We start from the raw sequence: 25885 nt of genomic DNA on the forward strand, positions 1-25885 counted from the left end.
TATACGTATGTGACAATTGCATTGTTGTTAGTCGCATATCCCATCTTATATATTATTAGCGCATCTATCAGTGATCCGAAGATGGTTGCTTCCGGTGAAATGTGGCTTCTTCCAAAAGGTATTACCTTTAAGGGGTATGAAATTGTATTTCAGAACTCGAAGATTTGGACGGGGTATGGAAATACGATTTTGTATACATTGCTAGGCACAACGATTAACTTGGTCGTTACGATGCCAGCGGCATATGCACTCAGTCGTAAGGACTTTGTAGGTCGTGGGTTTTTCATGGGGATGTTCATGGTAACGATGTTCATTGGAGGGGGTCTCGTCCCTACATACATGTTGGTAAAAGGGCTAGGCATGGTCAACACGATGTGGGCACTAGTACTTCCTGGCGCAGCGTCAATCTGGAATATTATTGTCTCTCGTACCTTCTTCGCGAACTCCATTCCAGCTGAGCTTCAAGATGCGGCTCAAATCGATGGCGCGACGAATATTCGCTTATTCCTGCGGATTGTTCTCCCGTTATCGATGCCAATTATCGCAGTTATGGCCTTATTCTACGGGGTAGGGCATTGGAACAGCTATTTCGGCGCCATGATCTACCTGAATGATGATGCGAAGTATCCATTGCAGCTTGTGCTTCGTCAGATTCTCGTGCTTCAGGAAATGCAATCTCAAGTAGGTGGCATTATCGATGCGACAGCTGCAGCAGCCCAGAACAACAAGGCAGAAATTGCTTCACTTGTGAAGTATGGGGTCATTATCGTATCTACGCTTCCGATTATTGTTGTCTATCCATTCTTACAGCGTTATTTCGTGCAAGGTGTCATGATTGGCTCTGTTAAGGGTTGATCTTAAGATACAAATAACAAAGGGGAGGTTTTTGTATGACGATTTATCGTAAAGCTGGACTCATGTTGTTAGTTCTTTCCATGTCAATGTCTATTCTTACTGCATGTGGATCAAGTAGCGATAAGGGGACAGCAAGCACAGAAGGCTCAGACACAGCCACAGAGGTTCATAAGACGGGCTTTCCTATCGTGGATAAACCGATTGAGCTATCCATTATGGCACCGGATATAGGACGTCAGGATTGGAACAAGATGCCTGTTATTCAGGAATACGAGAAGATGACGAATATTAAGTTAAAGATTCAAAACGCCCCACAAGACAGCTTTGAGACGAAAAAGAATTTGGTATTTGCAAGCGGTACGCTTCCCGATATTTTCTATGCGGCGGATCTAAAAGGATCGGATCAAGTTACCTACGGAAGTCAAGGATTGTTGCTGCCTTTAGAAAAATACATTGATGAGGGCTACGCACCTAATTTAAAAAAAATTCTCGATGCAAATCCGGATATTCGCAAATCAATGACAACACCAGATGGACATATCTATGCACTACGCAATATTCAGCCATCTGCGGTATGGTATCGTGGACCGATGTGGTATAACGGGAAGTTCTTGAAGAAGTTCGGCATGGAAAACAAATTACCGCAGACAACAGAAGAGCTATACAACTATTTGAAGAAGGTTAAAGAGGAAGATGCGAACGGAAACGGTAAAGACGATGAGGTTCCTCTATCCTCTGTGAAATTAGATGATTTACGGATGTTCTTCCTCGGATTCTGGGGGATGTATAACGAGGATATCTACGTAGATAAGGAGAACAAAGTACACTTTCCACAAGCTGAACCAGCCTACAAAGAATATTTAACCTTCTTGAATCGCTTATGGAACGAGGATTTGCTGGATCATGAAACATTTTCTCAAACCGATGAGCAGAAGAAAGCAAAAGGGAAAAACAATCAAGTGGCCTTATTCTCCGATTATTTCCCATACTTCACGCTTGGTGGTGAACCGAGTGAAGATAACCCGATGATGCAGCCTGTATCTAGTGATATTGCTGGAACACCTGTATACGGCAAGCATCCTGGTATTAACACCATTGGCGGTTTCGCGATTTCAAACACGAACCCGAACCCGGAAGCAAGTATGCGCTGGATTGATTACCAATTTAGCGAAGAAGGGTATTCCTTCTGGGCGTATGGACCTGAAGGTACGTTATTTAAATACAAAGATAAAGCAACAGGCGAGAAAGAATGGCTGCCAGTTCCAGATGGTACGGATCGTGAAGAATACCGCGGTACAATCACGCCAAACTACGGGATTAATACACCAGGTTCCTATGAGAACAGCTATGTTTTAGGTCTTCGTACTAGCTTTGATGACTGGATTGACAAAGAAACAGCTACAAAGCTTACACCTATTGCAAAGACTCCCTTCCCATCGGTATTCCTGACGGTAGACCAACAGACGGAAATCAAAACACTCCGTTCCGATTTGGATAAATACGTGAAGGAAATGGAAGCGAAATTCGTTACAGGCGCAGAGCCATTATCCAATTGGGACAAATATATCGCTCAAATGAAAAAAATGGGGTATGAGAAGCTCGAATCAACGTATCAACAAGCATACGATACATGGGCTGCTAGCGAATAATTTGTGTAGCTTATACATTCTCATATTTTGAAAAACTTCCCGGTCATCCTAGGCATGACCGGGAAGTTATGATGAACCCTAAGCGAGGAAGGATTATACGGTATCGTTAGGCTCAGTATTGGGATGATTACTATTCATCTGTCGATACTGGCCCGGGGTATAACCGGTTTCCTTTTTGAATTTTCGAATAAAGTTTGGTGTGTCGAGGTAGCCGACGCGCTGGATAATATCTTTTAACGAATCACTTGTTATTACGAGCTGTTCCTTGACCTTATCTAATCGTTTTTGCCAAATATATTGGACGAAGTTGATGCCGACCTTATCCTTGAATGAACGACTGAGATGGGAAGGTGAAATCGTAAACGCAGCAGAAACAGATTCGAGGCTAAGTGAATGATCAACATAGTGCTGGTCGATAAAAGCAACGATATGATCCATGAGTGAATGTTCTTCTTTTTTATGCGTCTGCTCTACCTGTGTACAAATCTGAGTGGCTAAACGGTAGAAATTCTGCTCTATAAGATGGACGGGACCATTCATGAAATGGGGAGAAGCAGACTGCATCATGTTATCCATCTTTAGCTCAACTGCAGTTTTGAGCATGGTATTCAGCAGGTCGAACAATACGCATCGCATCAGCAGGGTAGATCGTTGTTTATTATCAAGCCCATGGATGGCTGTGTGAATAATTTGTTTGGCGACTTCGTAGTTGCCCTGCTTCAAGCTTTGTGCAAGCTTTAATAGCTCGTTACTAGGGAGTAACACTGTTTGATCATGGGCACTGGATAGCTTTTCAAAATACACGGTGGTTCCATGCTCGGTCGATTTACGCAATTCGAAGGCGGAGCAAGCCTCAACAAAGGATTGATTAAGCTGCTGAGGGCTCTCATAACATTTGCCTACACCGATCATCGGGTGGATATCCATTATGCCTAACGTATATTCACGGATCGCATCCACGATGTGAACGATTTGTGCAGCGAGTGCCTCATCATCTTCGAGCTGTAAGCTCACAATGAGTGCGAGCTGATCCAATTGCGGGAGCTCTACACCGTATACTTGTGTAGCAAGCGCTGGAAATTCAATAAACGCAAGCTTGCGATGTACTTCTTGTCGCGCCTGAAGATGCTGCTGTTCTAAGTCATCCCAGCCCATCATCATGACAAAATGATGACTTTGGTCGAAGTGCAGATGAAAGGTATCGAATATTCCATGCGTCATCATTTGTGCATGTCCATGCTTTAATAGCATGGAGAGAACATGGTTGCGTGCATAGGGCTCTTGGAGATCAACCTTGGAGCTATACTGCTGTAATGTTGTTCGTATATACTCGAGCTCATTTCCGGAGGCCGGTGTATCTGTTTTTTTGTTCGTGAAGCGAACGAGCTCAGCAATCGGAAGATATTGCATCCGAGCGAATAATAGAGCGATGGCCGTTCCTACAATGGCGATCACAATGAATAAAATAATGATGAAGCTCCGAACATTAAGTACGCTACTGAAAAATTGATTACTCGCCATTAAAGTCACATATGACCAGCCATTGACATCCGATGTGACGGAAATAACCGAATGATCTTCGTTGTTTATCGATAGATTATGTATGCCGGGTGGAAGCTCTGATAACCGTTGGATATCCTGTTGGCTAGCTGTATCTCCATGGCCACTATAGGATAAAACACGTCCATGATTATCAAAAATATACGTTAATCCTCGATAGTTACCGAGAACGGAATCGATCAGATATGCCAACTCTTTCTCTTTAATGAGGTACATGACAGAAGCATATGGATCTGAGGTGTTGGGAATGATCGGCAGGATATAGGTTAATACAGATTGCTCGAGTGGTGAATTTTGATTCAGCATGTTCGTAAGTCGAATAGATGGAAATTTGGACGAGTTTAAAGCAGTCACAAGTTCATCATTCTTCCAGCTTCCAAACTGATAGGAGCTACGAAATACATCCAGGCTATACATGCCATGGTTGGAATAAATATTAGGGTCATGATGATAGTACAGAAATATATCCTCCACAATGGAATTGGAAGATTTGTAGCTATCTAGTGCCGCTATGGCATCACGACTTTCATAAGGATCCAGTATTCGATAATGAGCGAGACGAGCGTCGTATGACATCCGTGACGCCATATCTCTTAAATCATTCATGCGTCCATCCACCACCGTTTTAATTTGGGTGAGCTGATTAAAGTGAGCATTTTCAATCTCCTTTTGTAAATTATCGGTAGCATTTCGGTAAATGAAAACGATTACAAATATAAGCGGAATAAGAAGGATAAGTAGATACGAACCGGTGAATTTCAGAAACAATTTCGATTTGAAATAGTTATAGTTCAAAGTGTTTTCCCCCTTTTTATGGCGTATACATGGAGATGTTCCTATCAAGCTATGAATACAGCAAGATATAGATCGGCGCTTGAATACTTATTTATATTCCATAATAGGATGTTTATAGCGGATATTTATTATTATGTCAAATGTTTTTTTGGAAATATATCATACTAAATCAATAGAATCGCAGCCTCAGAAGAGCTGCATGGAGGTCGTGCAAAAATGAGTGACGCTAATGTTGTCGAGGAGCAAATTGTTGTTGAAGGAGTTCACAATTACAGCGCAGAGGAGGAGTACGTTAAGCCGGAGGATTCGCAGCTATTAGATCAGCTGGAATGGTTCAAGGATCAGAAGCTGGGCTTGATGATGCATTGGGGACCTTATTCGCAGCTTGGACTTGTTGAATCGTGGGCGCTTAGTGATAAGGATGGAGATTGGTCACGAGATGATATTGATTGGGTAGTTGATTCGGCGGAATTGAAGCGGCAATACTTCGGGCTGAATAAAACCTTTAATCCGCTTCGTTTCGAACCTGAGAAGTGGGCAGAGGTTGCGGCAGAGGGTGGCTTTAAATATTTGAACTTTACGACGAAGCATCACGATGGCTTCTGTATGTGGGACACGCAGACAACAGACTATCGCATTACGGGCAAGGATTGTCCTTTCCATGCACATAAGTACGCGGATATTTGTAAGAACGTATTTGATGCTTTTCGGGCCAAAGGACTTGGGATCTCCGCCTACTTCTCCAAAGCCGATTGGCACACACCAACATACTGGGCCCCAGGTATGGAGACGGGGACGTTCATGAATCGAGGTCCTTCGTATCCAACACAAGATTATCCATGGCTATGGGAGCAATTCGTACAGTTCACACATGATCAGATCATGGAATTGATGACGAAATATGGCCGGATTGAAATGCTCTGGTTGGATGCGGGGTGGGTATGTCCACAGAATAAGAATAATCCACAGGATATTCGGTTGGGTGAAGTGGTGGAGAAGGCACGTCAGCAGCAGCCATGGCTGCTAAGTGCAGACCGTACCGTTGGCGGCCCGTATGAGAATGTCGTTACACCTGAACAAACGTTGCCCGAGCATCCCCTGCTTATTCCATGGGAGAGCTGTATTACGATGGGGACAGCGTTCTCTTATCGGTACGAGGATCACTACAAGACGACACGTCAATTAATCCATTTGCTCGTTGAAGTTGTAGCCAAAGGCGGAAACCTGGCACTTAATGTCGCTCCACAACCAGATGGCCGCTTGTCACCAACAGCGTTGGATCGGATGAAAGGAATGGGCGCTTGGCTCAACGTTCATGGGGAGGCGATCTATGGAACGCGCGTATGCGCGCCATACTCTGCTGGAAATACACATTTCACGAAAAAAGGCGATATCACCTATGCCATTCATTTGTACCCGAAAGAGCAGGAAACGGTGAGCAAAGTAATTTGTATTCCACTCGAGCAGGCTGTAACGCAAATGGATCTTGTTGGCGGACAAGAAAATCTAACATTCGAACGAACAACAACGGGATTGATCGTTCATTTACCAGAGAGCGTGCTTACGGGAGTTGCCCCAATTGCACATGTATTTCGCATAAAATAACGAGTTGAACTATGGGAGGAAGAGCAGATGCAACAATGGTTTACGGACGCAAAGCTAGGAATTTTCATTCACTATGGGATTTATGCGGTGCAAGGTGTAGCGGAATCATGGTCGTTTTATAACGGGAAAATGTCACATGGGGAGTATATGAAGCAGTTGGATGGTTTTACAGCGTCCAAATTCGATGCGAAGCATTGGGCAGATATCATTGCGAGGTCAGGTGCAAAATATTCTGTGCTTACAACCAAGCATCATGATGGTGTTGCGTTGTTCGATACGCAGTACAGTGATTTGAGCGTCATGAAGGCGACACCAGCCAAGCGGGATATTGTAAAAGAATGGTCCAATGCGATCCGTGAACGTGGTCTGCATGTAGGCATGTATTATTCCTTAATTGACTGGTCTCATCCCGATTATCCTTCCGTATTCGAGAGTGGTATCGTACCGGCTGATTTGAGTCAGTTGAATCGTTTCTCAAGTCCGGTAGATGGCATACAGGATGAAGAGACATGGCAGAAATTCCTCGCGTTTAACAATAATCAGCTACGTGAAATCATGACGAATTACGGTACTGTCGATTTATTATGGTTCGATGGTGACTGGGAGCGTAGTGCAGAACAGTGGGGGCTGCCAGCATTCAAGGAATATTTGAGATCCTTGTCTCCGAATGTGATTATCAACTCACGCTTGCAAGGGCATGGCGATTATAAGACACCAGAGCAAGGCATTCCCATTACTCGCCCAGAAGGTGCTTGGGAATTCTGTACGACCATTAATACATCTTGGGGATATGTCCACGATGATCATAAATATAAATCCTTGAACCAAATTATCCGCATGTTCTGCGATTGCATCAGTATGGGCGGCAACATGCTGCTAGATATTGGTCCGATGGAGGATGGCACGATTGATCCAAGACAGGAGGACATTCTCCTGGGACTAGGTGACTGGATTCGTGCACACGAGGAGGCAATCTACGATACACAGGATGGAATTATGACACGCTATTATCTGGGTGGGAGTACCTTATCCACGGACAAGAAGACCTTATATTTATTCGTCTATGATACGCCGAAGGAGAATATCTGTCTCAAGGGACTATGCAATCCGATCAAGAAAATTACAGTACTACACTCGGGCAAAGAACTCACTCATGAAATTCATGGCGGTGTACCCTGGTTCGATATTCCGGGAACGACTTGGATTCATATGACACCAGAGGATATGCATGAACAGGTAAGCGTGCTTAAGCTGGAATTTGATGAAGAGGTTAGGATGTACGGTGGCGCTGGCGCAGTTGTTACGCATAACTAAATGCCGAAAGTAAGGAGAGGACAACGATGATGAATCGAAGTGGAGTACCAGAACCGCATGTTGTGACATATGTGCCTAAGCATTATTTATGCAGAAGAGCGACGGAGGCGCTTGTCCTAGATGGGAAGCTGGATAAGCCCTTTTGGCAGCATGCAACATGGACGGATGATTTCGTAGATATTGAAGGGGATCTGCGTCCGTTACCCGCGAAGCAGACACGTGTAAAGATGCTATGGGATGATGAGTATTTTTACTTTGGTGCAGAGCTGATAGAGGATCAGATCTGGGGTACGCTGACAGAACGTGATTCCGTTATTTTCTATGATAATGATTTTGAGATTTTTATCGATCCAACAGGGGCTTCACATCAATATTACGAGTTTGAGATTAACGCTTTGAACACGGTGTGGGACTTACTGCTTGTGAAACCATATCGTGACGGAGGACCTCCGGTCAACGGATGGGATATCCAAGGTTTGAAAACGGCTGTTCATATCGAGGGGGAGTTAAATAACCCGCATGCTGATCAGCGGAAATGGACAATTGAAGTTGCCATGCCATGGCGTAGCTTGAAAGAATGTGCTGCGAATGGAAAACCACCTACTGCAGGTGAATTCTGGCGTGTTAATTTCTCGCGTGTTGAATGGCGGACTGAGGTTGTGGACGATCAGTACTGCAAGGTTATAAACCCGGATACCGGAAAGCCTTATCCGGAAGACAACTGGGTATGGTCACCTCTGGGAATTATCAATATGCATTATCCAGAGCTATGGGGTTATGTGATGTTCGTAGGTGTTGATGGCCCGCAGTCATTCGACATGCCTGCGGATGAACTGGTGAAATGGCAGCTCCGTAAGCTGTATTATCGTGAACGTAATTATTACGAAGCACATGGACACTATGCAGCAACGTTCGAGCTGCTGCGGGGTGAAGATGATTGGAGCATCGAGCCTCATATGGAGATAACGAGTAAATCATTCCATATCTCAGCCTTAACAACCGATGGAACCGCTCGCCTATATATTCGCGAAGACGGCTTATTGTGGAAGGAGTAAACATTCATGACCATGTCGACCCCTACTTCTGTATTTTCATTGTCACAGGAAGCTTTAGCGTTTATTGAGCAGAAGTTTCAGGCCAAGAAGCTGCTCGCCAGATCACGTGAACAGCAGCTCTTCCATGTATTTGAGAACGAGCTAACGACGGAAGAAGCTTGGGCATTGAAGCTTCTCTTTGCGTATATGCCAGCCAATGACTTGGCGGATTATAACGGGGAGCTTTTCTTCAATCATGTAAGAACGATGCTGCAGATTCGCCGCGATATGCCATGGCAAGTACCTGATCATCTCTTTTTACATTTCGTGCTACCGTATCGTGTGAATACCGAGAACATTGAAGAGCATCGCCATATTATTCATGAACAGTTAGCGGAACGAACACGTAATCTGCCCATGAAGGAAGCGATTCTGGAGGCGAATTACTGGTGCCACGAAACGGCAACGTACATTGGGAGCGATCTGCGGACGATTTCTCCACTAACGATGCTGCGAAATGCGCGTGGGCGTTGTGGGGAAGAATCTACGCTAGCTGTAGCAGCGCTTCGTAGTATCGGGATCCCTGCACGTCAAGTGTATACCCCGCGTTGGGCGCATTGTGACGATAACCACGCATGGGTGGAGGCATGGGCTGATGGTGAATGGTATTTCATTGGGGCTTGTGAGCCGGAAGCGCGTCATAATCAAGGATGGTTTGGCCCACCAGCGCGCCGAGCCATGCTCATTAACACACGTATTTTCGCGAATTATGAAGGACCCGAAGATATTACACTCGCAGATGAATGGTTTACTGAAATTAATGTACTAGAAAATTATGCGCCTACGAAGACAATTACGGTACATGTAAAAGATGCATGCGGACAGCCCGTGCACGCTGCAGAGGTGCAATTCCAGTTATATAACATGGCGGAATTTTACCCAATTGCCAGCATTCCGTCTAATGCACAGGGGGAAGCTTCGTTCAAGACAGGTCTTGGTGACCTCATCATTCGTGCAGCGAAGGACGGCATTTGGGGAGAAATGAAAATATCCATGGGTGATTGTGAGCACATTGAGCTTGTATTGAATCAAGAGGATCAGCCACTTGTAGGAACGATCGTTGACTATGATATGGTTCCACCACCAGCGCGTGAAGGCGAGGTCATGGAGGACTTGTCCGAGGCACGGATAGAGCGACACAATAAGCGTTTGGAGGAAGGAATCGCGATTCGTGCACATTATGAAGCGACGTTCTTGAATGAAGAAGCTGCGAGGAAGCTCGGAGAATCGCTTGATCTATCAGCGGGTCGAGTATGGAACGTACTTCAGACAGCACGTGGCAATAGTGCTGAGATCGCAGCTTATCTAAGTAAAGCAACACCTCTATATGGAGAATGGGCATTACGATTATTGGAGTGTGTTCATGACAAGGATCTCATCGATACATTCCTTCCAACCCTTATAGATCATGTGGCTGGTGCGCTTGCTGTACGTGGTGAGCTCACGGAGGACGTCTTCATTCCCTACATTTTGTGTCCTCGCGTTCATTACGAGATGATTACACCGTATCGTACATTTTTCCAACAAGCCTTCACTTCAGAAGAAGTGGAATTGTTCCGTGAGGACCCAACGAAGCTTGTTCAATTCATCGATGAAGCGTGGGATATATGGAATGATCTACCGAATTTGCAAGGGAAGGGTACTGCTGTTGGAACTTTCGAACTGCGTGTAGGAGATCGTAGCTCTCTCGATATTATGTTCGTATCTATATGTCGTAGCCTAGGCATTCCAGCGCGACTGCATCCCATTGAGGCTAAGCCGCAATTTATGGTGAATGGTCATTTTGTGGATGCCCCATTTACGAAAGGTATAGTTGGAAATGAGGCAGCAGTAGCGAACGGAACTCTAATTATTCTTCGTGATCAGGATGCAGCGTCAGACCAGCCAGCGGCTGCATACTATGAGAATTTTACGATCGCTCGTCTGGAGAACGGTTTTTATAAAACGTTAAGCTACCCGCACGGCGCCAATAACCTGTATGATACGCCCCTTGAGATGGAGCAGGGAGCATATCGTCTGACGACGGGGATTCGCTTGAAGGATGGAACCGTGCTGACCAAGCTCACCTATTTTGAAATGACAGAAGTCGAAGAGACGAAGCTGGTTATGAAGTATCGTCAAGCTACGCAGGACATTCCCGTGTATGGCAAGGTAGATCGATTCGAGAAGCTAGCTACATGGGATGGATCGGAGCAGATCTTCGCTGAGTTTCTGGGCAGTCAAGGCGCCTATGTCGCATGGCTGGAACCGGAACGGGAGCCTTCGAAGCATCTGCTTCGCGAGCTGTCGGAGTTGAAGCATGAGTTCGATATGATAGATGCTCCTATCATTCTTGTGGTGGGTGACAAGCAATGGACAACTTCATTTCAACCAGCCGATTATCCGAATCTTCCAGCAAGGACATTATTTGTACGTGATTCAACGTATCATCTATTACCTGAATTGTTTACAGTGGCCCAATCGAGTGAAGCGGGCTTCCCACATCTGATGATTCTAGATCGTGATGATCAGATTCGTTATATGTCTTCGGGATATAAGATTGCAGCCAGTAAGGAAGCGATGCAAATTTTATCGAGGATGTGAAAGGATGGATCAACAAATGATTGTAGCAGGCTACGTGAGTGATTCCAAATTACCTGAGCTAACGCGCGACCACGTGATGAAGCTGACGCATATGAACGTTGCATTCGGTTATGTGTTGGATGATCAGATTACAACGGCACATTTGCAATATACGAACCAGTTGCACGAGATTAAAGCGATGAATCCGAACGTACAGCTGCTGCTCTCTGTTGGCGGATGGGGAAATGGGGGCTTCTCCGAGGCGGCATCTACCGAAGAAGGACGTCAGAAATTCGCAGCTTCGGCTGTACGAGTAGTAACAGAACTTCCATTCGATGGTGTCGATCTGGACTGGGAATATCCCTGCTACAGTGAAGCCAATATTGCCTCGTCACCGGATGATAAACGTCATTTTACGCTGCTGTTGAAGACCATTCGAGAAGCGTTAGATATGAAAGGTGCAGCTGAGGGCAGGTATTACTTGCTTACGATCGCTGCAGGAGCAGATCAATATTATATCGATGGTACAGAGATGGATCAAGTACAACAATATTTAGATTTTGTTCAATTGATGACCTACGATATGCGTGGAGGATTCCAGATTCTAACGGGACATCACACCAATCTGTACAATTCAACGGGAGATTTGTTCCGAATTAGTACAGAAGCATCCGTCAATATGTTCATGCAGGCAGGTGTACCCCGAGAGAAAATCGTCATTGGCGTAGCATTCTATTCCCGGATGTGGAAGCAGGTGCCGAACAGGAATGATGGATTTTTACAAATGGCGGGTACAACAGGAGGTTATGGTCCGGAATATACAGAACTTCTAGCCTATTATATCGACAAGAATGGGTTCACACGTCATTGGGATGATGAGGCCAAAGCGCCACATTTATTTAATGGAGATACGTTTATTTCCTATGATGACGTGGAATCGATCACACATAAATGTGAATATGTCCAACGTGAAAAGCTTGCGGGTGCGATGTTCTGGGAGTACAGCTGCGACAAGACACATACACTGCTCGATGCGATGTATGCGGGCCTATCGAGAGACTGAAATGATGCGCCCCATTCAATTAGTTAACAAACATGATTTCCTAGTCAACAAACGTTAGATTACGAATAAATAGACTTTTAATGCGCTTTATTATCATTTACAGTATGGGGGAAAGGTTGGACTCAATCGTTGAGGACAGGCCGTAGACTACATTCAAAGACGTGGGAGGAGTTTAGGAAATGAGCAAAATTATTGGTGAGGCACTACCAAATATGCCGTGGCAGGATAAGCCGAGTGGCTATAATGCCCCAGTGTGGCGGTATACTCAAAATCCGATTATTCAGCGTGATGCACAGGTGAACTCGAACAGTATTTTTAATTCTGCGGTGATTCCGTTCGAAGGTGGATTTGCAGGGGTGTTCCGCTGTGACTCTAGATCCGTAAGTATGGATATATTCGCTGGCTTTAGTCAGGACGGGCTACATTGGGAAATTAATGATCAACCGCTCCAATTCGAAGGTGACGAATATGTAACGAAGCGGGAATATCGCTACGATCCGCGCGTGTGCAAAATCGAGGATAAATATTATATTTCATGGTGTAACGGGTATCATGGACCAACGATTGGTCTTGCTTATACGTATGATTTCAAAACATTTCATCAATTGGAAAACGCTTTCTTGCCATATAACCGTAATGGAGTGCTCTTCCCACGCTTAATAAATGGCAAGTATGCCATGATAAGCCGTCCAAGTGATACAGGCCATACGCCATTTGGAGATATTTTCTTTAGTGAGAGTCCAGATCTAACGTATTGGGGTAAACATCGTTATGTGATGGGGACGATTAATTCAGATGCATCCGCATGGCAATCGAAGAAAATTGGTCCAGGGCCGGTTCCGATTGAAACCGATCGTGGTTGGTTGTTGATCTATCATGGTGTCATTAATACATGTAACGGGTTCGTATATCGTATGGGCGCGGCATTATTAGATCTACACGAACCATGGAAGGTGCTCGCACGATCACGGAATTACATTCTTGGACCAGAAACATTGTATGAGTGTGTGGGAGATGTACCGAATGTCACTTTCCCTTGTGCCGCATTGTCAGATAGCGAGACAGGTCGCATTGCCATTTACTATGGTTGTGCCGATACCGTAACAGGCGTGGCATTTACAACAGTGGATGAGCTGCTGGACTATATGGATAAGTATCCGCTGTAACGACATCATCAGATGCAATGACAGAATTTCAATTGTAGAGGAGCTTATCAATGGAACAGTTTAGATTACCCAAAATTACGATGCCATCCTTAAACTTGCCACAATCGATTCAAGAAGTTCTACAAGAAGCAGAAGAGAAGCTTGCGCATCGACCGAAGCTACTTCAGCTATTTAAGAACTGCTTCCCGAATACTTTGGAAACGACGACGAAATTAAAAGAGGATGGAACGACTTTTGTCATCACAGGAGACATTCCAGCTTGTTGGTTACGGGATTCGGTAGAGCAGGTCATTCATTATGTACCGTTTGCCAAAGAGGACGAAGATCTTCAACGCATTCTTAAAGGCTTAGTAAAGCGTCATATACAGTACATTCATATTGATCCATACGCGAATGCATTTAATGAATCTGCGAATGATTGGCATTGGAATACGACGGATATAACAGACATGTCCCCTTGGGTATGGGAGCGTAAATTTGAAATTGACTCCTTATGTTTCTCGATGCGGCTTGCTTATGCGCTATGGAAGGAAACAGGGATTACAGATATATTCGATGCTGGGTTCAAATCGGCTATGCGTATCATGTATAACTTGTTCATCACAGAACAGCGTCACTTTGAAGAATCGCCATATCGCTTCACTCGAAATAACGGTATTCCTGAGGATTCCTTACGAAATAAAGGTCTTGGAATGCCTGTCAACTATACAGGAATGGTGTGGTCAGGCTTCCGCTCAAGCGATGATGTATGCGAATTCCACTACAACATTCCAGGAAATATGTTCGCGGTGGTTACACTTCGCCAAATGCAGGAATTTGCGGAGTGGGTATTCCGTGATATGGAATTTTTGCAAGAGTTGAAGGATTTAGAAGCAGATATCGATCATGGGATCAAAACATACGGTATTTATCGTCATCCGCAATTCGGACCGATTTATGCTTTTGAGACGGATGGCTATGGTAACCACTGTCTCATGGATGATGCGGGAACTCCGGGATTGATTTCGATTCCTTACTTGGGCTATTGCACAACTGAGGATGAAATCTATCAGAACACGAGAAGATTTGTGTTATCCAAGGAAAACCCTTATTACTTTGAAGGTAAAGTAGCAAAAGGTATTGGTAGTCCACATACACCGGCAGGTTATGTTTGGCATTTGTCACTATCTATGCAAGGGCTCACAGCAACGACAGCAGAAGAGAAGCTAGCGATGATCGAGTTACTGGAGAAGACGGATGCGGATACAGGCTATATGCATGAAGGCTTCCATTCCGACGATCCAACGATTTTCACAAGAAAATGGTTTGCTTGGTCGAATAGCTTGTTCTCTCAACTCGTGTACAAGGCGATGCAGGAAGGTATCTTGTAGTGAGAGGGGGAGCAATGGCATGACGAAGAAAAGAACGGCACATATCGTTTCCCATTCGCACTGGGATCGTGAATGGTATTTACCCTATGAGAAGCATCATGTTCGTCTCGTTCAATTGGTAGATAGTTTGCTAGATCGGTTGGACGAGGAGTCAGAATTTCGTAGCTTTTTCATGGATGGGCAGACGATCATTCTCGAGGATTATCTTCAAGTTAGACCGGATCAGAAGGAGCGGCTGTTGCGTCATATTCAAAATGGTCGAATCCTTATTGGTCCATGGTATATATTGCAGGATGCGTTCCTCACCAGTAGTGAAGCCAATGTAAGAAATATGCAGATCGGTCATCAAGATGCACTGAAGTATGGGGAAGTATCCAAAATTGGATACTTTCCTGATACCTTCGGGTTGTGTGGACAGACACCTCAGCTGATGCAGCAGTCAGGTATTCAGAACGCCTTCTTCGGTCGTGGTGTGAAGCCGACGGGCTTCAACAATGAGGTATCGGATGGAGATTATGAATCGTCTTACTCCGAATTGATCTGGGAAGGCCCAGATGGCTCCAAGGTACTCGGTATTCTATTTGCGAATTGGTACTCGAATGGAAATGAAGTCCCAGTAGATCCGGTAGAAGCCAAGGCATATTGGGATCGGAAGCTAGCGGATGCGGAAAAATATGCATCGACGAGCGAGCTACTATATATGAACGGCTGTGATCACCAGCCAGCTCAGCTGGACTTGCCGGAAGCCATTCGGACAGCTAGTGAACTCTATCCAGACACGGAGTTTATTCACTCCAATTTCAATGATTATCTGAATGCACTGCATCGTTCACTTGATTGTGAATTATCAACCGTCCAAGGTGAGCTTCGAAGTCAGCGTACAGATGGATGGGGAACGTTAGTGAATACGGCCTCCTCTCGTGTGTATTTGAAGCAAATGAACCAGCAGGGTCAGACATTGCTCGAGAAGGTTGCTGAGCCGTTATCTGCTTATGCTCATCAGTTGGGACATGCGTATCCACATCACTTATTCACTTATGCATGGAAGACGCTCATGCAGAATCATCCGCATGATAGTATTTGTGGCTGTAGTGTGGATGAGGTACATCGTGAGATGGTAACGCGATTCGACAAGAGCCGTCACGTTACAGAATCTATTGTACAGAACAGTATGGAGACGATCGCAAATCATGTGGATACATCATGCTTCGCCGAATACGGGGATCACGCATGTCCATTCATTGTGTTTAATACGACAGGCCATGACCGCAGTGGGGTAGTTACGGTGGAGCTGGATATTGCTCGTATCTATTTCCGGGAAGGCGAAACGATCGAGAAGATGCGTAATCAGATGATATCGCACGAGATTCATCCTCATCGCGTGATTGATCATGGTGGGCGTCAGCTAGAATATCAGCTAACCGATCTGGGGCTCCACTTCGGTTATGACTTGCCTGATGATAAATTTCGTCAGCCGTATTTCTCACGACGTGTTCGATTAGAGCTTCATGTCGAAGCAGTTCCTGCAAATGGTCATCAAGTTTATGCCTGGATGAAGGATGTAGTAGAGAGACCACATTCTGAAATAAAGGAAAGCTCGCTACTTCATGAACGGACGCTAGAGAATGAGTTTATTGCTGCACGGATTGAAGATAATGGCTCGATCACATTAACGGATAAGGCAAATGGTAAAGTATATTGCGGTCTCGGTATTTATGAGAATAGCGGCGATATCGGAAATGAATACATGTATTGTCAGCCGAAGAATACGAACGTATTGACGACAGAGTCGCTTATAGCTGATATTTCTATCGTATCCGATCAGCCATACGCATGTACGGTACAAATCGTTCATGATTGGGACATTCCAGTAAGTGCGGATGAATTGCTCGCAGCAGAGCAGCAAGGCATCGTGTGGTTCCCGAGTCGTCAGGCTGGACGTTCAACCGAAACCGTGAAGCTCCATATAACAACGACTGTAACGCTTGAGAAATATAGTAAGGGACTTCAAGTGAAGAGCTCCTTCGATAATCAAGCGAAGGATCATCGCATCAGAATGCTGTTCCCAACGGATCTCGTCAGCGATGTGCATCAGGCGGATTCGATGTTTGAGATCGCAACACGAAGCACAGAACCTTCGAGTGAGTGGACGAACCCAGACAATAGTCAACATCAGCAAGCGTTCGTTAGTGTGAAGGACGACGTGACGGGCTTAACCATCGCTAATAAAGGGTTAAATGAATACGAAGTGTTACGTGATGGACGGAATACGATTGCCGTTACATTGCTACGCTGCACAGGTGAGCTTGGAGATTGGGGCGTCTTCTACACACCAGAAGCACAATGTCTAGGTCCTGCTCAGGCGGAGCTCATGATTATTCCACATGGTTCTGCGGTAGCTGAAGAAGCGTATGCGCTTGCCTATCAATATCAAATACCATGGATGACTGTATCGACAGATATTCATAATGGTAGTCTTCAGCCGAAACATCAATGGTTGCAGGCGAGTGGAAATGACATGCAGCTCTCTTCCGTGAAGGTAGCTGAAGCAACGGGTGATCTTGCGATTCGTTGGTTCAACATGACCACTTCACCAACGACTTTAGCCTTCGAACCTCGTATGAACTATAGTCAGGCGTATAAAAGTAATATACTCGAATCACATGAGGAAGCGCTTACGGCCGATTCAAACGCTGTCATCCAGCTTGAAGTAAAGGCGGCCGAGATCGTAACTGTTGTTCTTAATAAATCGATATGAGCACCAAGTAGAGGAGAATAAAAGATGACTAACACAAAAACTTGGAAAATTTATGCAATTCATCATTCCCATACCGATATCGGCTACACAGAGCGTCAGGAGAAGATCCAACAATATCATGTAGACTTTATCCGGCAGGTGCTTCACATTTTGCGTGAAATTCAATCCGGTCGTCGACCTGAATGGGAGGGGTTTAAGTGGGTATGTGAAACGTTTTGGCCTATCGAAACCTTCCTGAGTCGGGCAACGGAGCAAGAAAAGGAAGAGTTCGTAGCCGGAGTTAAGCGTGGTGATATCGGCTTGTCCGGTACGTACTTGAATATGACGGAATTAATCGGCAAAGATTTGTTCACATCGATGATTGCCCGTGTACGAGATTTTGGATATTCCATTGAAGCTCCAATTACATCAGCGATGACTGCAGACATTAACGGCTTCAGCTGGGGGTATGGTCAGGCATTGTTAGATGCCGGTATTCATAATTTATCTACCTGCATTCATACCCATCACGGAATGTTTCCTTGCTGGAAGAAGCAGCAGCCTTTCTGGTGGGAAATGCCTTCCGGTGATCGCTTGCTGACCTGGAGTGGGGAGCATTATGTATTCGGTAATGATCTGGGGCTTGTACCTGGTATGGGCGGGAAATATACGATCAAAGATGAATTTGATATGAGTCATGGCGCTACATTCGAGATTGCTGAACAGCGTATACTTCGCTACATTGAGCGTTTGCAAGAGGATGGCTATGCCTTTAACTTCTTCCCGGCTATGTTCTCAGGGCTACCAACGGATAACAATCCACCGAATGCGGAGACGATGACCTTCATTCGTCAATGGAATGCGAAGCACGGCGAAAATATTGAGATTCAGATGGCAACTTTAGATGATTTCTTCGATGAAGTTCGTGCTCATGCACAGCAGCATGCGGAAGATATTCCTGTGTATCGTGGAGATTGGCCAGACTGGTGGACGGATGGCGTAGGTTCAACACCGAAGCATGTACAAGTATTCCGTGAAGCACAACGTGTATATCAAAAGGTTAGAAGGCTGGATCCGAACTGTGAAATCGTTACATCGGAGACGATGAAGGAGATGGAATATCAGTTAACGATGTTTGCTGAGCATACATGGGGCTATCATTCATCCATTTCCGAGCCTTGGAATCCGTTCGTTCAGGAATTAGGCTTGCGGAAGGAAGCCTTTGCTGCCAATGCAAGTACGATTGCGCATCGTGCGTTGTATGACATTCTTGAGGCGAAGGGCGATGCATTACTTGCTCCTGGGCGCCCTATGAAGTTTAAAATTCATAATCCATATCATTTCGTACAAGAAGATTATGCGCATCTCATTCTCGAAGGATGGTATCACGATGAGATCAAGAATGGCTTTGAGGTGCGTGATATTACGACGAATGAGGTCATTCCAGCACAGCTTCGTCTGGCATCTCGAGGTGTGATCGTAACGATTCCGGTAACATTGCAGCCAAGTGAAGAGAGAGTACTTCAGATCTTCGCCGTGAAACCAAGTATCGGAACCGCTTTTATGAACGATTATTTAGCATCCGATCGCGTGATGGATCTGGATGTTACGCATGATGTGAAGAATTTCCGCATGACATCTTCCTATGTAGAAACTCCATTTGTACACATCACGTGGAAAAAGGGCGAAGGGATCACCTCGTGGGTCGATAAAACGACAGGAAAAGAGCTACTTCGAGCTGATCGCCAGCACGCAGCTTTTACGCCAGTCTATGATGTTACACCTGCAACGAAGGTTGGAGAAATGACCGAGGTGCGTCGTCTGATGGGCCGTAATCGGAAGGGACCGGATGCGATCGTTTCAACGGGCGAGTTAATTAGTGCGGAGCTCATTACGCAAGGTCCGGTGTATGGCATTATTCAATTGACCTATAAGGTGGATGGCTGTGAGCATTATTCCTTGTTCTTAACAGTATACGCGGATCGTCCACGTGTGGATGTGGCCGTACGTATGCATAAAGAGAGCGTATGGAAGCCTGAAAACTTATATGTTTCACTTCCTTTTGGTGGCTCATTATCAACGGATAAGTATGACTTATGGGTGGATAAGATGGATGCGTTGACACGGATGCGGAAGGATCAATTACCAGGCAGCTTAGCAGATTACACAGCGGTTGGAGAAGGAGCTGTATATGTTTCCGAATCGCAAGGCGTTGTGATCGCGATGCCAGACACTCCATTAATTCAGCTAGGTTCGCTAGAACATGGGTATCGATTGCTTAACGGTGATGAGAAGCTAGAGCAGGATCCAGCTCATTTGTACGCTTGGGTGATGAATAACTATTGGGAAACTAATTTCTCTGCGACATTGGGTGGTTTCTATGAATTTAGATATTTCATCACTTGGGGCGAGAACTACAGCAAACCGGATGCTTCCATGGATGCATGCCGTGGAATGAATGCTGGCATTCTAGCTTGGCGCCAACACTAGCTCAACAAAACTGGAGGTATATATCGAATGAAATATAAAAACCCTTCGTTATCTATTGCTGAGCGTGTTGCAGATTTGTTGGCCGAAATGACGCTGGAGGAGAAGCTTGGACAGCTTCTCCAGCCTTTTGGCTGGAAGACATATGTAAAAGGCGACGGAGATGTTCAGCTCACGGATACATTTAAAGACGCAATTGCGAATGGTGGAGTCGGTTCACTATATGGTGTGCTTCGAGCAGATCCATGGACAGAGGTTACACTTGAAACAGGCTTGTCCCTGCGTGAAGGGGCCGAGGTTACTAATCTTATTCAGCGATATGCAATGGAGCATACGCGACTGGGCATTCCAATTCTATTTGGTGAGGAATGCTCCCATGGACATATGGCCATAGGGAACACGGTGTTCCCTGTACCACTGACCATAGGAAGTAGCTGGAATACAGAGTTGTTCCGACAGGTTTGTCAAGCTGTAGCGGTAGAGACTCGTGCACAAGGGGGAGGAGCTACCTATTCTCCTGTATTGGACGTGACACGTGATCCGCGATGGGGGCGGACAGAGGAATGCTTTGGTGAAGATCCTTATTTGATTAGTGAAATGGCAATAGCTGCGGTGAAAGGGTTGCAAGGGGATTCGTTAAATACGGATCATACCATTCTTGCAACCTTGAAGCATTTTGTAGCTTATGGTAGTCCAGATGGTGGGCGTAATGCGGATACCGTACGTATGGGCATGCGTGAGCTGATGGAGAAGGATTTACTTCCTTTTCAGCGTGCGGTTGCGGCAGGAGCCAAATCCATTATGACGGCCTATAACGAAATTGATGGGGTACCTTGTACGTCTAGTAAAGAGCTGTTGACGCATATTTTACGTGACAAGTGGGGCTTTGACGGCTTCGTCATCACGGATTGTGGAGCGATGAGCCAGCTCAGACATGGTCATCAAATCTGTGAGACGGAAGAGGAAGCGGCCAGCCTAGCATTGAAAGCGGGCGTAGATATGGAGATGTCCGGTGAGACCTTTGGCCAATATCTACAATCTGCTCTTGATCAGCAATTGATCGCGGTGTCAGATCTAGATCTTGCGGTGGAGCGAATCTTGCGCTTGAAATTTGAATTAGGATTATTCGAACGTCCTTATGTGAATCCAGCGTTGGCAGAGCAGGTTATTGGTCAATCCTCTCATCGAGAATTGGCTCGGCAAGCTGCACGCGAAGGCATTGTGTTACTGAAGAATAAGGAACAGGCATTACCGTTATCTCCATCCCGTGGCAAGATCGCCGTGATTGGACCGAACGCGAACAATATGTATAACCAGTTAGGCGATTATACGTCACCGCAGGAGCGGGAGCAGATTGTTACCGTGTTGGATGGCGTTCGCGCGAAGTGTTCAGGCTTTAGTGAGGTTGTGTATGCACCAGGCTGTCGAGTGAAGGACCCATCTCGGGAAGGATTCGAAGCGGCGATCGCAGCTGCGGCTTCAGCAGAGACAATTATTGCTGTTGTAGGCGGATCGAGTGCACGTGATTTTGGAGAAGGTACGATTGATTTGAAGACTGGGGCTGCGGTCATTACCGATACGTTTATGCTAAGTGATATGGATTGTGGAGAAGGCTTTGATCGTGCCCAACTGAATTTATGTGGAGTACAGCTCGAGCTGTTGCAGGAGCTTCACAGTTTAGGAAAGAAGCTGATTGTTGTGTATATCAATGGTCGCCCAATTGTTGAGCCATGGATTGATGAGCATGCTGATGCGATTGTGGAGGCATGGTACCCAGGGCAAGAGGGCGGTCATGCGATTGCGGATATCCTGTTTGGTGACTACAACCCATCAGGAAGATTAACGCTATCCATTCCGAAGCATCTGGGACAATTACCTGTGTACTATAATAAGAAGCGTTCGCGTGGGCATCGATATTTAGAGACGGATTTCCATCCGCAGTATGTATTTGGGTATGGGCTTAGCTACACGAGCTTTCACTATGACAATATACAATTGAATCAACCAAGTATTTCTGTTGATGGTACGTGTACGGTTTCAGTGGATGTGATGAATACGGGTGATATGGCTGGACACGAGGTCGTGCAATTGTACATCAAGGACTGTGTTAGTTCGATATCACGCCCGGATAAGGAGCTGAAGGGCTTTTGTAAAATTTATTTGGAGCCTGGGGAGAAGCGTACCGTTCACTTTACTATTTCATCACAGGAGCTGCAATTTGTCTCAGCAGATTTAACGTGGATCGTCGAGCCGGGTCGATTTGAACTTTATATGGGCTCGAATGTAGAGCAAACATTGTCCATCGATTTACAGGTTGTACAATGAGTGCGATGAAGCGGACGAACGATCAGGGGGATTATTAATGATTAGAATACAACGGTTCATTCGAGAGTTATCTGAACGACAGTGGCTCGAATCGATCCCCATTAAAGACTGGGACGTACAATCAACAGAATATATTTTACCGGGTAAATATTCGGAGGAACGCGCTTTTGTAGGAAGCGAAGCCTTTGATTTATTCCCAAGCAAACAAGGTACAACGTATATGCTGCGTACGACGTTATCCATTCCGAACGAATGGCCTGAGGATGCAGTAGGGTTATATTTTACCTCTGGATCAGGTGGGGAAGGGCTGCTTCGTATTAACGGACAGTCCTTTCAAGGGTTGGATCGAAATCACCCATTTGTAAAATTACCTGATCGGGTTGGCAAACAAATCGAAGTGGAGATTGAACTGTTTGATGCTGTACCGGAGCCTGTGGATCCCTTAAATCAGCAAGCAACCATTCATGCACCCATTCGCAAGATTCATAGCACGCTAGTCTATGTGAACACAACAGTGCAGTCGTTGATGTATTCTGTGAGCGTCATTATGAATGCTGCGGAATTGCTACCAGCGTCAGATTTTCGTCGTACTCGCGTGATGGAAGCTCTATATACAGCTATGGATGCATTTACTTTGCTATCACAAGAGAAGATTGCAGGCGGTGCCGCAGCTTCAATTGAACACCACCTTGTCGAACAAATAAGACAGATCGGTGGCAATACCGAAGGTGTCATCCATATGGTAGGACAATCTCATATTGATATTGCATGGCTGTGGCCATGTCGTGAGACAGTGCGTAAGACGAGTCGGACGTTCTCAACTGTAAATGCTTTAATGGATGAATTTCCTGAATATCGGTATGCACAGAGTCAGCCGTTGCTCTTCGAGTATTTGAAGTTGAATGATCCAGTGTTATATGAGCGTGTAAAAGAACGAATTCGTGAAGGCCGCTGGGAGCTTGTCGGTGGCATGTGGGTGGAGCCGGATCTCAATATACCAAGTGGTGAATCATTGATGCGGCAAATGCTCTACGGTCAACGATTTTATCAGCAGGAATTTGGAAAGCGATCCTTTATAGAATGGTTACCGGATACCTTTGGCTACTGTGCATCATTACCGCAAATTTTGAAGCATGGTGGCATGCGTTACTTCATGACGACGAAGCTGAATTGGAATGATACGAACCCATTTCCGTATGACTTGTTTTATTGGGTAGGCATTGATGGAACGTCAATGCTATCGTTTTGCAATCATGGGGTGAACGAGGATACGCAGCCGAAGGATGTTCATGAACATTGGCAATCTTATAAAGAGAAAGCTAAGCATCCGGAACAAATGTTATTGTATGGGCATGGGGATGGCGGTGGTGGTGTCACGCGTGAGATGCTCGAATATATTCATCGCTCGGATCTCATGATCGGTCAGCCCTCATCTCAATTTAGTAGCGCGGAGGCATTCTTCACGGGTATTTCCGAAGCAAATCCAAATTTACCGAGCTGGTACGGTGACCTGTATCTTGAATTACATCGAGGTACGTATACGACACATGGGCGTAACAAACGTAATAATCGGAAGGCTGAGGTTCTGTATCGTGAAGCAGAGTTATGGTCTACGTTGGTGCGATCATCGCTGAGCTCAGAACAAGCAACGACGTTACAGCATGATTTACATGAGGGATGGAAGTTGATTTTATTAAATCAGTTCCACGACATTATTCCGGGTTCTGCCATTACAGAAACGTATGAGACATCGATGAGAGAGTATGAGGAAATATTCCAGCGCGGGAAGACAAGCTTAGAGATCGGGATGGCAGCCATTGCATCTCATGTTCAGATCGAAGGGACGATGGAAGGAACACCGTTCCTTGTATTGAATAGTATGGGCTGGAGCCGTGATTGTGTATTAGAGCTGACTACCCAGGATCTTATCGATCAAGGTGTTACGAATATTGAATGGCATCGCTTATCGATCGTGACTACGGATGGTGAATCATTGGATTATGAAGTTAGTAGCCATGGAACGACCAGGATCCTTCGAATTCGCGTACCGAATGTTCCAGCAATGGGCTACAATACGATTCTAGTAAGTGAAAATGAAGTAGCTGTAGTGCCAGAATCGCCGAAAGTATTACCAAAGCTGCTTGATGAGTGGGAGACAGCCTACTATCATATACGCTTCAATGAACAAGGAGAAATCATAAGCTTATACGATAAACAAGCGAATCGTGAAATCGTGAAGGCGGGAGAGCGGGCGAATCAGTTCCATTTCTTCCATGATCGTCCGACGCTATGGGATGCGTGGGACATTGATCCGCGCTATGAGCAACAGTCTGCTGGAGAGGCATTTCTGTTAGAGAAGAAGCTAATCAGCTCAGGAGCTGTTGCTGATGTTATAGGCTTCCGTTGGCGTATAGGACAATCCACGATTGAGCAGGAGATGGTTCTATATCATCATCATGCTCGCATTGAGTTTAGAACAAAGGTGGATTGGCAGGAAGCTCATAAGCTGCTGAAGGTGGGCTTCCCACTCGATGTTGTAACAAGTCGAGCCACTTATGAAATACCGTTCGGTGCTTTAGAGCGGAATACACATCGCAATACAAGCTGGGATCAAGCGCAATATGAAGTATGTGGTCATCGCTTCGCTGATGTGTCTGAGCATAGCTATGGTGTCAGTGTGCTGAATGATTGTAAGTATGGTTATGATACCCAAGGAAGTACGATTCGTCTTTCCTTGCTACGTGCGCCAAGATGGCCGGATATATCGGCAGATCAGGGATATCATGAGTTCACCTATGCACTGTATCCACATGCCGGCGATTGGCGCCAAGGACACACACTTCGAGCAGCAGCAGAGCTGAATCATCCACCTGCTTATATTGCAGCATCCACCGTAGATGCTACAGAGCTACAGAGCACGAATGTATGGGATCGATGTTGTTCATTGCTTCCTTTTACAAGTGAGCATGTTGTCTTGGAGACGGTCAAATGGGCTGAGGATGACGATGGCATCATTCTTCGTATGTATGAATCCGCTGGAGGTCGTGAGACGATCGAGCTGAAGTGGCCGTATCCACATCAAGCGGTGTATGTATCGAATGCCTTGGAAGAAGAAGTCATGTTAATGGACAGCTGGCAACTGACCTTTACACCTTATGAAATAAAAACGATCAAGATTAAGACTGTATAGTCAAAATTGGACGAATCCTGCATCTGAAAGACATAGGAAGACGACTGCGGTTCGTTCTCTTCCTATGTCCATTTTGGAATGATATTGACGCTAGGCATCCATCAATCTATGTT

General features: G+C 45.4%; 14 protein-coding genes. 13 read left to right on the plus strand and 1 reads right to left on the minus strand.

What is annotated here, in order from left to right:
• Together MKX60_RS31040 and MKX60_RS31045 are read left to right on the plus strand one after the other, a co-directional pair.
• On the plus strand, positions 1–855 hold an 855-nt coding region (locus MKX60_RS31040), incomplete at its 5' end, for a carbohydrate ABC transporter permease (protein ID WP_341062033.1).
• Positions 856–890: 35 nt separating this feature from the next.
• Positions 891–2504 carry an extracellular solute-binding protein gene (locus tag MKX60_RS31045; protein ID WP_076286256.1) on the plus strand — a complete coding sequence of 538 codons (1614 nt, stop codon included), beginning with the start codon at positions 891–893 and terminating at the stop codon, positions 2502–2504.
• 93 nt (positions 2505–2597) lie between these two features.
• Here MKX60_RS31045 and MKX60_RS31050 read toward each other — a convergent pair whose 3' ends face one another.
• A complete protein-coding gene (locus tag MKX60_RS31050; protein WP_341062034.1) occupies positions 2598–4859 on the minus strand; it encodes a helix-turn-helix domain-containing protein in 2262 nt (753 codons plus the stop codon).
• Between the two features lie 216 nt (positions 4860–5075).
• On the opposite strand from MKX60_RS31050, the gene MKX60_RS31055 reads away from it, so the two are divergent.
• The 11 genes from MKX60_RS31055 (at position 5076) to MKX60_RS31105 (ending at position 25772) form a co-directional block, all read left to right on the plus strand.
• Positions 5076–6464 (plus strand): alpha-L-fucosidase, encoded by a 1389-nt coding sequence (locus MKX60_RS31055; protein ID WP_341062035.1) that lies wholly within the window; start codon positions 5076–5078, stop codon positions 6462–6464.
• Between the two features lie 27 nt (positions 6465–6491).
• The gene (locus tag MKX60_RS31060; protein ID WP_341062036.1) at positions 6492–7778 is read left to right on the plus strand and encodes an alpha-L-fucosidase; all 1287 of its coding nucleotides are present in this window, start codon (positions 6492–6494) and stop codon (positions 7776–7778) included.
• Between the two features lie 29 nt (positions 7779–7807).
• Complete coding sequence (locus tag MKX60_RS31065) at positions 7808–8833, plus strand: carbohydrate-binding family 9-like protein (RefSeq protein WP_341062087.1); 1026 nt, start codon at positions 7808–7810, stop codon at positions 8831–8833.
• A 6-nt stretch (positions 8834–8839) separates the two neighbouring features.
• Positions 8840–11455 carry a transglutaminase domain-containing protein gene (locus tag MKX60_RS31070; protein ID WP_341062037.1) on the plus strand — a complete coding sequence of 872 codons (2616 nt, stop codon included), beginning with the start codon at positions 8840–8842 and terminating at the stop codon, positions 11453–11455.
• Between the two features lie 4 nt (positions 11456–11459).
• Positions 11460–12497: a glycoside hydrolase family 18 protein gene (locus MKX60_RS31075; RefSeq protein WP_341062038.1), complete on the plus strand. Its 1038-nt coding sequence runs from the start codon at positions 11460–11462 to the stop codon at positions 12495–12497.
• Positions 12498–12676: 179 nt separating this feature from the next.
• Complete coding sequence (locus MKX60_RS31080; RefSeq protein WP_341062040.1) at positions 12677–13663, plus strand: glycoside hydrolase family 130 protein; 987 nt, start codon at positions 12677–12679, stop codon at positions 13661–13663.
• A 50-nt stretch (positions 13664–13713) separates the two neighbouring features.
• On the plus strand, positions 13714–15033 hold the full coding sequence (locus MKX60_RS31085) for a glycoside hydrolase family 125 protein (protein WP_076286250.1): 1320 nt from the start codon (positions 13714–13716) through the stop codon (positions 15031–15033).
• Positions 15034–15052: 19 nt separating this feature from the next.
• Positions 15053–17791, plus strand: a complete 2739-nt coding sequence (locus MKX60_RS31090; protein WP_341062041.1) for an alpha-mannosidase — start codon at positions 15053–15055, stop codon at positions 17789–17791.
• A gap of 24 nt (positions 17792–17815) precedes the next feature.
• Positions 17816–20260: a glycoside hydrolase family 38 N-terminal domain-containing protein gene (locus MKX60_RS31095; RefSeq protein ID WP_341062042.1), complete on the plus strand. Its 2445-nt coding sequence runs from the start codon at positions 17816–17818 to the stop codon at positions 20258–20260.
• A gap of 27 nt (positions 20261–20287) precedes the next feature.
• Positions 20288–22582, plus strand: a complete 2295-nt coding sequence (locus MKX60_RS31100; protein ID WP_341062043.1) for a glycoside hydrolase family 3 N-terminal domain-containing protein — start codon at positions 20288–20290, stop codon at positions 22580–22582.
• 37 nt (positions 22583–22619) lie between these two features.
• On the plus strand, positions 22620–25772 hold the full coding sequence (locus MKX60_RS31105; RefSeq protein ID WP_341062045.1) for an alpha-mannosidase: 3153 nt from the start codon (positions 22620–22622) through the stop codon (positions 25770–25772).
• Positions 25773–25885: the final 113 nt, after the last annotated feature.

Source organism: Paenibacillus sp. FSL R5-0914 (genome assembly GCF_038004525.1).
Lineage (GTDB): Bacteria > Bacillota > Bacilli > Paenibacillales > Paenibacillaceae > Paenibacillus_AQ.

What these genes read in the sequence shown, in the direction of transcription:
- MKX60_RS31045 (WP_076286256.1), top strand. Translation starts at nt 891, where the DNA reads ATGACGATTTATCGTAAAGCTGGACTCATGTTGTTAGTTCTTTCCATG.
- MKX60_RS31055 (WP_341062035.1), top strand. Translation starts at nt 5,076, where the DNA reads ATGAGTGACGCTAATGTTGTCGAGGAGCAAATTGTTGTTGAAGGAGTT.
- MKX60_RS31060 (WP_341062036.1), top strand. Translation starts at nt 6,492, where the DNA reads ATGCAACAATGGTTTACGGACGCAAAGCTAGGAATTTTCATTCACTAT.
- MKX60_RS31065 (WP_341062087.1), top strand. Translation starts at nt 7,808, where the DNA reads ATGAATCGAAGTGGAGTACCAGAACCGCATGTTGTGACATATGTGCCT.
- MKX60_RS31070 (WP_341062037.1), top strand. Translation starts at nt 8,840, where the DNA reads ATGACCATGTCGACCCCTACTTCTGTATTTTCATTGTCACAGGAAGCT.
- MKX60_RS31075 (WP_341062038.1), top strand. Translation starts at nt 11,460, where the DNA reads ATGGATCAACAAATGATTGTAGCAGGCTACGTGAGTGATTCCAAATTA.
- MKX60_RS31080 (WP_341062040.1), top strand. Translation starts at nt 12,677, where the DNA reads ATGAGCAAAATTATTGGTGAGGCACTACCAAATATGCCGTGGCAGGAT.
- MKX60_RS31085 (WP_076286250.1), top strand. Translation starts at nt 13,714, where the DNA reads ATGGAACAGTTTAGATTACCCAAAATTACGATGCCATCCTTAAACTTG.
- MKX60_RS31090 (WP_341062041.1), top strand. Translation starts at nt 15,053, where the DNA reads ATGACGAAGAAAAGAACGGCACATATCGTTTCCCATTCGCACTGGGAT.
- MKX60_RS31095 (WP_341062042.1), top strand. Translation starts at nt 17,816, where the DNA reads ATGACTAACACAAAAACTTGGAAAATTTATGCAATTCATCATTCCCAT.
- MKX60_RS31100 (WP_341062043.1), top strand. Translation starts at nt 20,288, where the DNA reads ATGAAATATAAAAACCCTTCGTTATCTATTGCTGAGCGTGTTGCAGAT.
- MKX60_RS31105 (WP_341062045.1), top strand. Translation starts at nt 22,620, where the DNA reads ATGATTAGAATACAACGGTTCATTCGAGAGTTATCTGAACGACAGTGG.